This is a genomic window from Saccharopolyspora gregorii, assembly GCF_024734405.1.
GTDB classification, from domain to species: Bacteria; Actinomycetota; Actinomycetes; order Mycobacteriales; family Pseudonocardiaceae; genus Saccharopolyspora_C; species Saccharopolyspora_C gregorii.
Map to the genome: position 1 here is coordinate 3,031,325 of NZ_CP059556.1, position 12,187 is coordinate 3,043,511.

Genomic DNA, 12,187 nt, shown 5'->3' on the forward strand with positions numbered 1-12,187 from the left:
GCCGCTCGCCGCGGCCGCCGCCGCGACCCTACGCCGCGCGTCCCCCGGACGGGCGGGGCGCGCCGGGCCGGCGGGGGAGCGGTCAGGCGCCGCGGTGGCGGCGCACGCTCTCCTCGACGACGTCGAGCACGGGGCCCAGATCATCGGCGGGCAGCCCCATCGCCAGGTGCGAGACGAGTCCTTCGAGGACCAGTTCGAGGTAGGCGGTGAGCACGTCCACGTCCACGTCGTCGCGCAGGTTCCCACCGTCGCGCTGCCACTGCAGGCGGGCCTTGGTGGCGGCGGTGAGCTGTTCGGAGCGCTGCGCCCAGCGGGCCCGGAACTCGGCGTCGGTGCGCAGCCGCCGCGAGACCTCCAGCCGGGTGCCCAGCCACTCGGCCTCCGGTTCGCTGCCGCCGCCGGGGGTGCGGTCGGCGAGCAGGTCGCGCATCACCTGCACCAGGCCCTGCTCGGCGACGACGTCGGCCATCCGGGCGGCGTCGTCCTCGGCGAGCGCCAGGAACAGGGATTCCTTGTCCTTGAAGTGGTGGAAGATCGCGCCGCGGGACAGCCCGGTGGCCTCTTCCAGCCTGCGGACGGTGGCGCCTTCGTAGCCGTTGCGGGCGAAGCAGCTGCGGGCACCGTCGAGGATCTGGCGGCGCCTGGCCTGGAGGTGATCCTGACTGACCCTGGGCATGGGTTGATCGTCCCAGCTCCGTCGCGCCGCATGCAATCCGTACGTACGTATTGTTGGCAACCGTCCACCTGTTGGGGAATTATCGCGCAGAGGCACTGGACTTTTCCGCACACCTGCGCACCGAATTCGACCCGCCCGCGCACTTCGCCCGATTCCGGGCGTTCCCGCCGGCTCCGGTCGGGCAGGCACCGCGCCCGGACGGTCCCGGCAGCCCCCCGACGGGCCCCGGTGACGCCGGTGCCCCATCCAGGTGGTGATGACCCGCATGACCGCTTCGATCGATTCCCCCTCGGCGGCGCACCCGCCCGCCGAGGTCCCCAGCTCCCGCATCCGCACCCGCGCCGAGGCGGAGGCCTACGTGGCCTCGGTCTGCTTCAAGCACGGCCCTCCCCGGCTGCTCGGCGTCGAACTCGAATGGACCGTCCACCACGCGGCCGACCCGCGACGACCGCTCGACGCCGAGGCGCTGATCGCCGCGCTCGGCCCGCACGCCCCGCGCTCCCTGGTCCCGGACAGCCCGCAGCGCCCGCTGCCGAACGGCTCCGCGCTCACCGTCGAACCCGGTGGCCAGGTCGAGGTCTCCAGCCTGCCGTCCCCTTCGCTGCGCACCCTGCTCGACACCACCGCCGCCGACGCCGCGCACGTCCGGAGCCGGCTCGCCGACGGCGGACTGCTGCTCGGCGAGCGCGGCACCGACCCGTGGCGCATCCCGCACCGGCTGCTCGACGTCCCGCGCTACGCGGCGATGGAGTGCGCGTTCGACCGCATCGGCATCGGCGGCCGCCTCATGATGTGCAGCACCGCCGGGGTGCAGGTGTGCCTGGACGCCGGTGAACCGCACCGGATCGCGGCGCGCTGGGCGGCGCTGCACGCGCTCGGACCGGTGTTCATCGCCGCGTTCGCGAACTCCCCGCAGCTGTTCGGCGACCCCACCGGCTGGGCGTCGGTGCGCACCCGCTCGCTGCTGCGCACCGACATCCCGCGGATGCGGCCCGGACCGGCGACGGCCGACCCTGCCGCGGACTGGGCGCGCCGGGTGCTGGACACCGCGCTGCTGTGCCTGCGCCGGGACGGCACCGACTGGCGGGCGCCCGGCGGGGTGACCTTCGCCGAGTGGATCTGCGGCGCGCTGCCGTGGCCACCGACCTTCGACGACCTCGACTACCACCTGAGCACCCTGTTCCCCCCGGTGCGCCCGCGCGGGTACTTCGAGGTCCGCTACCTGGACGCGCAGCACGGCGACGACTGGATGCTGCCCACCGCCGCGCTCGTCGCCCTGTTCGCCGACGAGTCCACCGTGGACCGGGTGCTGGAACTCGCCGTCCCCGCCGGCGGCCGCTGGGTCGACGCCGCTCGGCACGGCCTCGCCGACCCGGCGCTGGCCCGCACCGCGGCGGCCGTGCTGGAGCTGGCCTGCCGCGAGCTCGACCGGCTGGACGAGACCCCGGAACTGGTGGAGCCGCTCGCCGACGTGGTGCCCCGGCGGCTCGCCGAAGCCCGCTGATCGGCGCGCAGTCGTCCCGCGCGCCGCGGCGGCGGCCCGGCGCGCCCGTTCCCGCGATCATGGAGGTGACCCGGTGACCACCAGGTCCCAGGCAGGTACCGAATCCCAGGACGCCCCGCGGCCCGGCCGCGGCGACCTCGCCGAACTCGGCGTCGAAGGGCTGCGCTCGCGCGTGGCCGAAGAACTCGTCCGCACCCGCGAGCGCAGCGAGGTGCTCACCGGCAGCGTCGACGACGACGACCTGACCCGGCAGCACTCGCCGCTGATGTCGCCGCTGGTCTGGGACCTCGCGCACATCGGCAGCCAGGAGGAGCTGTGGCTGGTGCGCGACGTCGGCGGGGCCGAGGCGATCCGCCCCGACATCGACGACCTCTACGACGCGTTCCAGCACCCGCGCCGCGACCGGCCGCAGCTGCCGCTGCTCGGCCCGGCCGAGGCCCGCTCCTACGTGGGGGAGGTGCGCACCAAGGTGCTCGACCTGCTCGACCGCACCCCGCTGGAGGGCAGGCGGCTGGTGGAGCAGGCGTTCGCCTTCGGCATGATCGTGCAGCACGAGCAGCAGCACGACGAGACGATGCTGGCCACCCACCAGCTGCGGAAGGGCCCGCCGGTGCTCACCGCCGACGACCCGCCCGCGGCCGGGGCGGAGGCGCTCCCGGCGGAGGTCCTGGTGCCGGGCGGGCCGTTCACGATGGGCACCTCCACCGAACCGTGGGCGCTGGACAACGAGCGCCCCGCCCACCCGGTGCACGTGCCGGACTTCCTCATCGACACCACCCCGGTCACCAACGCCGCCTACCGCCGCTTCGTCGAGGGCGGCGGCTACGACCAGCCCCGCTGGTGGAGTGAGGAGGGCTGGGCGTACCGGCAGCACGCGGAGCTCACCGCGCCCCGGTTCTGGCGCCGCGACGGCGACGGCTGGCTGCGCCGCCGCTTCGGGCACGTGGAACCGCTGCCGCCGGACGAACCGGTGCTGCACGTCAGCTTCCACGAGGCCGAGGCCTACGCGCGGTGGGCCGGCAAGCGGCTGCCCACCGAGCAGGAGTGGGAGAAGGCCGCCCGCCACGACCCGCGCACCGGCCGCTCGCTGCGCTACCCGTGGGGCGACGGGGACCCGGGGCCCGAGCACGCGAACCTCGGGCAGCGGCACCTGCGGCCCGCGGCGGCGGGCGCCTATCCGCGCGGTGCCGCGCCGTGCGGAGCGCGCCAGCTCATCGGGGACGTGTGGGAGTGGACCTCCTCGGACTTCCTGCCGTACCCGGGTTTCGGCGCCTTCCCGTACCGGGAGTACTCGGAGGTGTTCTTCGGGCCGGGGCACAAGGTGCTGCGCGGCGGCTCGTTCGGCACCGACGCGGCGGCCTGCCGCGGCACCTTCCGCAACTGGGACCTGCCGATCCGGCGGCAGATCTTCAGCGGTTTCCGCTGCGCGCGCACCCCGCGCCCGGGCGAGCTCGGCTGAGCGCGGCATGTGCAGGCACCTGGGATACCTCGGGCCACCGCTGCCGCTGGCGGAACTGCTGCTGGACCCGCCGCACTCGCTGCTGCAGCAGACGTGGGCGCCGCGGGACATGCGCGGCGGCGGCACCGTCAACGTCGACGGGTTCGGCGCCGGCTGGTACGAGGACGGCGAACCCGCCCGGCACCGGCGCGCCGTTCCGATGTGGACGGACCGCTCGTTCGCCGAGCTCGCCCGCAGGCAGCGCTCCGGCGCGGTGCTGGCGGCGGTGCGCTCGGCCACGGTCGGCATGCCGGTGAGCGAGGCGGCGTGCGCCCCGTTCACCGACGGGCGGTGGCTGTTCAGCCACAACGGCGTCGTCGCGGGCTGGCCCGAGTCGCTGGCGAAGGCCGCGGCCGACCTGGACGTCGTGGACCTGATGACCTTGGAGGCGCCGACGGACTCCGCGGTGCTGTGGGCGCTGCTGCGGCACCGGCTGCACCGCGGCGAGGACCCGGCGCGGGCGGTGCGCGCCGTGGTCGGGCAGGTGGTGCGCACCCGGCCCGAATCGCGGCTGAACCTGCTGCTCACCGACGGTTCCGCGCTGGTCGCCAGCACCTGGGGTCACGCGCTGTCGGTGCGCCGCACCGCCGACTCGGTGCTGCTGTCCTCCGAACCGTTCGGCGACGACGCGCGGTGGGAGCCGGTCCCGGACCGGCACCTGGTCGTCGCCCGGCCCGGATCCGTGCACGTCGCACCACTACTCGACGAGGGGGAAACGCCGTGACCGAACCCGAACTGGTCGTGCACTTCACCGAGCAGGACGCGGCCCGCGAACTGCGCGCCGACGTCCGCGCCGGTCTGACCGACCGGCCGAAGTGGCTGCCGCCGAAGTGGCTCTACGACGCCCGGGGCAGCGAGCTGTTCGAGCGGATCACCGCGCTGCCGGAGTACTACCAGACCCGCGCCGAGCACGGCATCCTCGGCAGGCACGCCGTGGACGTCGCCGAGCTCACCGGGGCGGGCACCCTCGTCGAGCTCGGCTCCGGCTCCTCGGAGAAGACCCGGCTGCTGCTGGACGCGCTGCGCAAGACCGCGACGCTGCGGCGGTTCGTGCCGCTGGACGTCTCGGAGTCCGCGCTGCGCCAGGCGATCACCGCGATCGCCGTGGACTACCCGGAGCTGCCGGTGCGGGGCATCGTCGGCGACTTCACCACCGAGCTCGCCGCGGTGCCCGCGGGCAGCGGGCGGCTGGTGGCGTTCCTCGGCGGCACCATCGGCAACTTCCCGCCCGCCGAGCGCGCCCGGTTCCTCGTCGCGGTGCGCGCCGCGCTGCGGCCGGGGGAGTGGTTGCTGCTGGGCACCGACCTGGTGAAGGACCCGGACCGGCTGGTGCGGGCCTACGACGACGCCCAGGGCGTGACGGCCGAGTTCGACCGCAACGTGCTGCGGGTGCTCAACCGGGAGCTGCGCGCCGGGTTCGACCCGGACGCGTTCGCGCACGTGGCCCGGTGGGACGCCGAGCAGGAGTGGATCGAGATGCGGTTGCGGGCGAGCCGGGCGATGCGGGTGCCGATCGAGGAGCTAGGCCTGACCGTGGAGCTCGCCGCAGGCGAGGAGATCCGCACCGAGGTGTCGGCGAAGTTCCGCCGCACCCGCGTCGAGGGCGAACTCGCCGACGCCGGGTTCGAGCTCACCCGCTGGTGGCTCGACGACGCGGGCGACTTCGCGCTGTCCCTGGCCACCGCGGTCTGAACCCCGCCCGCACCGTGGCCGCGATCACGACCGCGGGTCGCGGCCGCGGTGCGGTGTGACAGGGTTGGCCGGGTGAGCGGCATGATCAAGGTTGCGCAGTGGCTGGGTCGCAAGCAGTGGTTCGCCTCGGCGGGCCGGAAGCTGGTGCCCGCCGACCTCGCCGTGCAGCGGCGCACCGGTGGCCGGATCGGCCTGGCACGGCTGGCCGGGTTGTCCTCGATGCTGCTCACCACCACCGGGCGGCGCAGCGGCCTGCCGCGGGAGGTGCCGCTGCTGTACGTGCCGCACGGCGACGACTTCCTGGTGGTCGGCTCGAACTGGGGCCAGGCGTCGCACCCGGCCTGGTCGGCGAACCTGCTCGCGCACCCGGAGGCCGAGGTGGACGTGATCTCCCGCCGGGTCCCGGTGCGCGCGGTGCTGCTCACCGGCGAGGAGCGGGAACGGCTGTGGCACGAGGTGGTCCTGCCGTTCTGGCCCGCCTACGCGGACTACGCCCGCCGCGCCGGCGGCCGCGAACTGCGCGTCTTCCGCCTCACCCCGCGCTGAGGCGAGCGGGTCCTCAGCGGCGTTCGCCGATGAGGACCGACCAGCCGAGCGACCCGCGTTCCCGGGTCAGGTAGTCGTTGCGGAACCGGCGCGAGTCGCCCAGCACCCGCTCCCGGTCGGGGTGCTCGGGGTTGCGCCTGGCCCAGGTGTGGGCGTTCTTCCACTGCCCGGACTCGTAGCGGTCCCAGTCGTCGAGCGAGGCCGACACCAGGCCGGTGACCTCCACGTCGAACTCCTCGGCGACGTGCACCAGCTCGATCAGCGACGGCAGCTCCTCGGTGGAGGAACCGTCGACGGAGTGCACGTCGCCGATCGCGAACCGGCCGTGCTCCACCAGCGCCGCGACCATCCACTCCATCGACGCGCGGAACCCGCCGAGCGCGAAGCTCGCGCCCAGGCAGGTCGCGACCGCGTACCCGCCGGGCTCCGGCTCGAACTCCAGCGCGGGCCCGTGCACGTGCCGCACCCGGTCGGTCAGCCCGGAGGCCGCGGCGCGGTCCCGCGCGGCCCGCACGAACTCCTCGTTGTTCTCCAGCCCCACCACTTCGGCGCCCATCGCGGCGAGTTCGGCGGCCCACCAACCGCGCCCGGCCCCGACGTCGAGCACCCGGTCACCGGCGCCGATCTCGAGGTGTTCGGCGACCTCGCGGAGCTTCGCTGGGCTGATCGGGTTCTGCACGTCGTGGGTGGATTCGACGATGGAGAAGTAGTCGCTGTCGCTCATCGGCGGCAAGGGTAGCGGACCCGGAGATCACCCCCGCCCGGTGTTTCGTCCCCCGGCTGCGGCGGGCGGAACCGCCGGGATGGATCTTGGGCGCGCCCCGGGACCGGAGCGGAGTTGCGGCCGTGCGCGCAGCCGGACCGCGAGGAGGGCCGATGACCCGTGCGAGCCGACCCGGCTTCGGGGGGAGGCCGCCCCGTGTGGCGCAGCCCGACCGGCCGTCGCGGGAGCCGTGCGGGGACGAGTGCCCGGCGGGCGGTGATCACGTGCTGATCCCCGAGCAAGGGGGCCGGATGGTGTGCGTCACGTGCGACCAGGTCCGCTGAGCACCGCCCGCAGGCGGCCCGTGTCAGGCGCGGCCGGGTGCGGGGAGACCGACGAGGCAGCGCAGGCACGGCATGCCCGCCGGTCCCGGCGAGACCTCGGCGACGTCGGCGGGGATCAGCTCGCCGCACGCGGTCGTCCAGCGCACGACGTCCGCCACCGGCCCGTCGGCTTCGGCCAGGTGGGCCTGTCTGCGGGATTCGGCGACGGCGCCCGGCGCGTAGCGGACGGCCACGACCCGGGTGGTGCGGGCGGGTGTTCGTCGGCCACCGGACGGGGCGTTCTCCGATGCGTCGGGCAAGCCGGTTCACCTCCGGGGGTGGGACGCGGCCGCCGACGCGGGTGACGCGGGGTAGGCGGCGCCGCTACCCGAGCAGGGTAACGACAGCGGGCGGAGGGCGGAACCTCCGATCCGCGGGCGGGTTCGGCGCAGCGGACGGTGACCGTGCCCGGACGTTCCCGGTGCTGCGCGCGGGTGTTCGGCGGAACGGAGCACGTCCGCCGATGCGGCAGCGGGCCGTCGGCGCACGGCTGAACGGGGCAGCCGCGGCTAGCCTGACCAGCGGTCCGCGCAATCCAGGGGGTGGCTCGTTGGGTCGAGAATCACGCGCGTTCGACGCGCCGCGGCTGCCGCACCGGTCACGGGCTTCGACGGTGGCCCGGGTCGGCGCGGCCCTGCTGTCGGCGGCGGTGCTCGCGGTGACCGGCTACGGCTGGGCGAACTACGGCGACCTGCGGTGGGCGCTGAGCACCAGCGCCGCCACCGAGGGCGCGACGGCCGACGGGGCCACCGACATCCTGCTGGTGGGTTTGGACAGCCGCACCGACGCGCAGGGGCGGCCGCTGCCGGACGACGTGCTGCGCCGGCTGGGGGCGGGGCGGAACCCGGCGAGCCTGACCGACACGCTGATCCTGGTGCACGTGCCGGAGGACGGGTCGCGGGCCACCGCGTTCTCCATCCCGCGCGACACGTACACGACCATCCCGGGGCACGGCGAGCACAAGATCAATTCGGCGTACGGGCGGGGGAAGGCGGCGGCCGCGGCGCGCCTGGTCGGGCTCGACCCGGCGGAGCGGGAACGGCGCTCCGCCGACGCGGGCCGATCGCTGGTCACCGACTCGGTGCAGCGGCTGACCGGGGTGCAGGTCGACCACTACGCGGAGGTGAACCTGCTGGGCTTCGCGCGGCTCACCGAGGCCGTCGGCGGGGTGCCGGTGTGCTTGAAGCGGCCGGTGCGCGATTCCTACTCGGGGGCGGAGTTCGCCGCGGGGCACCAGCGGATCGCCGGTGCGAAGGCGCTGGCGTTCGTGCGCCAGCGCCACGGCCTGCCCCGCGGGGACCTGGACCGGATGGTGCGCCAGCAGGCGTTCCTGGCCGGGCTGGTGCGGACCGCGACCTCCGGCGGGGTGCTCGCGCAGCCCGCGCGGCTGAGCGAGCTGATCGACTCGGCGCGGCAGTCGATCGTGCTGGACCGGGCGTGGGACGTGCTGACCTTCGCCCAGCGGATGCAGGGGCTCACCGCGGGGGCCGTCGAGTTCTCCACCATCCCGATCCGGGACGCGAACTTCGACACCCGCGACGGCCAGGCGGTGCGGGTCGATCCGGTCGAGGTCGGCCGCGCCGTGCAGGGCGCCGCGCACGGCAGGCCGGTGCCGCGCCAGGCCGATCCCACGGGCGCGCGCTCCACCGGGGAGCGCACCGCGGAGACCGGCCGGTCGACGTCCACCCGCAGCACCCGGGAGGCCGACGAGACCGGCGCGTCCACGAGCTCGCCGCGGACCTCGACGACCCGCACGTCCCGGTCGAGCGAGGAGACCACGAGCCCCTCCAGCGCCACCCGCTCGTCGAGCACCCGCTCCACGACCTCGGAGACCACGCGGACCTCGGAGCCGACGACGAGCCGCACGGGCACTTCGGCGCCCCGCCAGGAGCAGCCCATCGCCCCGGAACCGCTCACCGCCGACGGCATCAACTGCATCAACTGACCCGGAACGCGCGACGGCCCCGGCACGCTTGTGACGTGCCGGGGCCGCCGATCAGCTACCTGCCGGATCGGCAGGTGATCAGGAGCGGATCATCTTGCGCAGCACGTACTGCAGGATGCCGCCGTTGCGGTAGTAGTCCGCCTCACCGGGGGTGTCGATGCGCACCTTGGCGTCGAACTCGACGGTGGAACCGTCGCCCTTGGTGGCCACGACCTTGACCGTCGGCGGGGTCTCGCCGTCGTTGAGCGCGGTGATGCCCGACAGGTCGAAGGTCTCGGTGCCGTCCAGGCCCAGCGACTTCGCCGAGGAGCCCTCGGGGAACTGCAGCGGGATGACGCCCATGCCGATCAGGTTCGAGCGGTGGATGCGCTCGAAGGACTCGGCGATGACCGCCCGCACGCCCAGCAGGCTGGTGCCCTTCGCGGCCCAGTCGCGGGAGGAACCGGAGCCGTACTCCTTGCCGCCCAGCACGACCAGCGGGGTGCCCTGCGCGGCGTAGTTCTGCGCGGCGTCGTAGATGAACGCCTGCGGAGCGCCGTCCTGGGTGAAGTCCCGCGTGTAGCCGCCCTGCACGTCGTCCAGCAGCAGGTTCCGCAGCCGGATGTTCGCGAAGGTGCCGCGGATCATGACCTCGTGGTTGCCGCGGCGCGACCCGTAGGAGTTGAAGTCCTTGCGGTCGATGCCGTGGTCGCTGAGGTACTTGCCCGCGGGGGAGTCCGGCTTGATCGCACCGGCCGGGGAGATGTGGTCGGTGGTGACCGAGTCGCCCAGCAGCGCCAGCACGCGGGCACCGGAGATGTCGGTGACCGGGCTCGGCTCCATGCCCATGCCCTCGAAGTACGGGGGCTTGCGCACGTAGGTGGACTCGGAGTCCCACTCGAAGGTCTCGCCCTCCGGCGTGGGCAGCGAACGCCAGCGCTCGTCGCCCTTGAACACGTCGGAGTAGTCCTTGGTGAACATCTCCTGGGTGATCGCGTAGTCGATGGTCTCCTGGACCTCCTGCGGCGAGGGCCACAGGTCGCGCAGGAACACCGGCTTGCCCTCGGTGTCGTGACCGAGCGGGTCGGTCTCGAAGTCGAAGTCCATGGTGCCCGCGAGCGCGTAGGCGATGACCAGCGGCGGCGAGGCCAGGTAGTTCATCTTGACGTCGGGGTTGATCCGGCCCTCGAAGTTCCGGTTGCCCGACAGCACCGAGGTGACCGACAGGTCGTTCTGCTGCACCGCGGCGGAGATCTCCTCCGGCAGCGGGCCGGAGTTGCCGATGCAGGTGGTGCAGCCGTAGCCGACCAGGTGGAAGCCGAGCTTCTCCAGGTACGGCCAGAGACCGGCCTTCTCGTAGTAGTCGGTGACGACCTGCGAACCCGGCGCCATCGAGGTCTTCACCCAGGGCTTGCGGGTGAGGCCCTTGTCCACGGCGTTGCGGGCCAGCAGCGCGGCACCCAGCATCACCGACGGGTTGGAGGTGTTGGTGCAGGAGGTGATCGAGGCGATCACCACGGCACCGTGGTCGAGCTCGAACTCGCCGTACTCGTCCGAGGACACCTTGATCGGGTTCGTCGGGCGGCCGGAGGCGCCGTCGGCGGCCGAGACCAGCCGCGGCTTGTCGCCCTCGCCGTGGTGGGTCACCGACACCGGGTCGCTGGCGGGGAAGGACTCCTCGCCGGCCTCGTCGAGCGCCGCGTCGTCGGTGTTCTGCACCTGCACGTAGTCGGTGAGCGACTTGCGGAACGACGGCTTGGCGTCGGAGACCTCGATGCGGTCCTGCGGGCGCTTCGGCCCGGCGATGGACGGCACCACGGTGGAGAGGTCCAGCTCCAGGTACTCGGAGTACTCCGGCTCGTGGTCGGCGTCGTGCCAGAGGCCCTGCTCCTTGGCGTAGGCCTCCACCAGCGCGACCTGGTCGGCCGGGCGGCCGGTGAGCTTGAGGTAGCGGATCGTCTCGTCGTCGATCGGGAAGATCGCGGCGGTCGAGCCGAACTCGGGGCTCATGTTGCCGATGGTGGCGCGGTTGGCCAGCGGCACCGAGGCGACGCCCGAACCGTAGAACTCGACGAACTTGCCGACGACGCCCTGCTTGCGCAGCATCTCGGTGATCGTGAGGACCACGTCGGTGGCGGTGGCACCGGCGGGGATCTCCCCGGTCAGCTTGAAGCCGACCACGCGCGGGATGAGCATCGAGACCGGCTGGCCCAGCATCGCGGCCTCGGCCTCGATGCCGCCGACGCCCCAGCCCAGCACGCCCAGGCCGTTGACCATGGTGGTGTGCGAGTCGGTGCCGACGCACGAGTCCGGGTAGGCCTGGCCGTTGCGGGCCATCACGGTGCGGGCCAGGTGCTCGATGTTGACCTGGTGCACGATGCCGGTGCCCGGGGGGACGACCTTGAACTCGTCGAAGGCGCCCTGGCCCCAGCGCAGGAACTGGTAGCGCTCCTTGTTGCGGCCGTACTCGAACTCGACGTTGCGCTCGAAGGCGTCCGGCTTGCCGAACACGTCGATGATCACCGAGTGGTCGATGACCAGCTCGGCGGGGGCCAGCGGGTTCACCTTGGAGGTGTCGCCGCCGAGGTCGGCGACGGCCTCGCGCATGGTGGCCAGGTCGACCACGCAGGGGACTCCGGTGAAGTCCTGCATGATGACCCGCGCGGGGGTGAACTGGATCTCCGTCGACGGCTCGGCCTTGGCGTCCCAGCTCGCCAGGGCGCGCACGTGGTCGGCGGTGATGTTCGCACCGTCCTCGGTGCGCAGCAGGTTCTCCAGCAGGATCTTGAGGCTGTAGGGCAGCCGCGCCGCGCCGTCGACCGCGTTCAGCCGGAACACCTCGTAGGAGGCGTCACCGACCTTCAGCGTGCCGCGGGCACCGAAGCTGTCCTTGCTCGCAGGTGCAGTCACGTTCAACTCCATCTCGCGACGGGCGCAAGTCAGTTCAGGGAACGACCGCGAGTCTCGCGCACGTCGGCCGAGCATGCGCGCAGCCCCGGCGGTCTGATGGTCGTAACAGTACGCTTGTCCTGTAATCCGGCTCAAGGCCGGGTCCGCCCGAATCGGCCGTCCGATGTTCCGGTTCGTGCACAACCCCGTTTTTTCCGGCGGAATCCCCTCCGGAACGCCGCGGAACGGTGCGGGAGATCACGTTTCGCCCCGGGCGCGTCCCGCCCTCCTCGGCGCCGCGCGCCCACCGGGCCGCGGACTTACGCTCGACGCGGCAGACCGCCCGGGCGGAACGGTGCCGTCCGGCGCTCC

10 protein-coding genes are annotated in these 12,187 nt (G+C 73.5%); 6 read left to right on the forward strand and 4 right to left on the reverse strand.

The genetic code is table 11. From position 1 onward, the window contains the following. Positions 1-82: 82 nt before the first annotated feature. Positions 83-676, reverse strand: a complete 594-nt coding sequence (locus tag H1226_RS13035) for a TetR/AcrR family transcriptional regulator (RefSeq protein WP_224966146.1) — start codon at positions 674-676, stop codon at positions 83-85. A 256-nt stretch (positions 677-932) separates the two neighbouring features. On the opposite strand from H1226_RS13035, the gene egtA reads away from it, so the two are divergent. The 5 genes from egtA to H1226_RS13060 all read left to right on the forward strand — a co-directional run bounded on the left by egtA (position 933) and on the right by H1226_RS13060 (position 5,916). Then, entirely contained in the window at positions 933-2,180 is a 1,248-nt protein-coding gene (gene egtA / locus H1226_RS13040; protein ID WP_373690052.1) for an ergothioneine biosynthesis glutamate--cysteine ligase EgtA, read from the forward strand. 160 nt (positions 2,181-2,340) lie between these two features. Beyond that, positions 2,341-3,639, forward strand: a complete 1,299-nt coding sequence (gene egtB / locus H1226_RS13045) for an ergothioneine biosynthesis protein EgtB (protein ID WP_258349405.1) — start codon at positions 2,341-2,343, stop codon at positions 3,637-3,639. A 7-nt stretch (positions 3,640-3,646) separates the two neighbouring features. Next, positions 3,647-4,402 carry an ergothioneine biosynthesis protein EgtC gene (gene egtC, locus H1226_RS13050; RefSeq protein ID WP_258349222.1) on the forward strand — a complete coding sequence of 252 codons (756 nt, stop codon included), beginning with the start codon at positions 3,647-3,649 and terminating at the stop codon, positions 4,400-4,402. Beyond that, on the forward strand, positions 4,399-5,370 hold the full coding sequence (gene egtD / locus H1226_RS13055) for an L-histidine N(alpha)-methyltransferase (RefSeq protein WP_258349223.1): 972 nt from the start codon (positions 4,399-4,401) through the stop codon (positions 5,368-5,370). Before egtC ends, egtD begins: the two co-directional genes overlap by 4 nt. 81 nt (positions 5,371-5,451) lie before the next feature. Then, positions 5,452-5,916, forward strand: coding sequence for a nitroreductase family deazaflavin-dependent oxidoreductase (locus H1226_RS13060; RefSeq protein ID WP_258349224.1), 465 nt, complete (start codon positions 5,452-5,454; stop codon positions 5,914-5,916). A gap of 13 nt (positions 5,917-5,929) precedes the next feature. Here H1226_RS13060 and H1226_RS13065 read toward each other — a convergent pair whose 3' ends face one another. Both H1226_RS13065 and H1226_RS13070 read right to left on the reverse strand, forming a co-directional pair. Next, a complete protein-coding gene (locus H1226_RS13065) occupies positions 5,930-6,640 on the reverse strand; it encodes an SAM-dependent methyltransferase (protein WP_258349225.1) in 711 nt (236 codons plus the stop codon). Positions 6,641-6,986: 346 nt separating this feature from the next. Next, complete coding sequence (locus H1226_RS13070) at positions 6,987-7,262, reverse strand: hypothetical protein (protein ID WP_258349226.1); 276 nt, start codon at positions 7,260-7,262, stop codon at positions 6,987-6,989. 290 nt (positions 7,263-7,552) lie between these two features. Between H1226_RS13070 and H1226_RS13075 the strand changes: the two genes are divergently transcribed. Next, positions 7,553-8,947 (forward strand): LCP family protein, encoded by a 1,395-nt coding sequence (locus H1226_RS13075; protein ID WP_258349227.1) that lies wholly within the window; start codon positions 7,553-7,555, stop codon positions 8,945-8,947. 78 nt (positions 8,948-9,025) lie between these two features. Here the strand turns inward: H1226_RS13075 and H1226_RS13080 are convergent, their stop codons facing one another. Beyond that, positions 9,026-11,836: an aconitate hydratase gene (locus tag H1226_RS13080; protein WP_258349228.1), complete on the reverse strand. Its 2,811-nt coding sequence runs from the start codon at positions 11,834-11,836 to the stop codon at positions 9,026-9,028. Positions 11,837-12,187 lie beyond the last annotated feature (351 nt).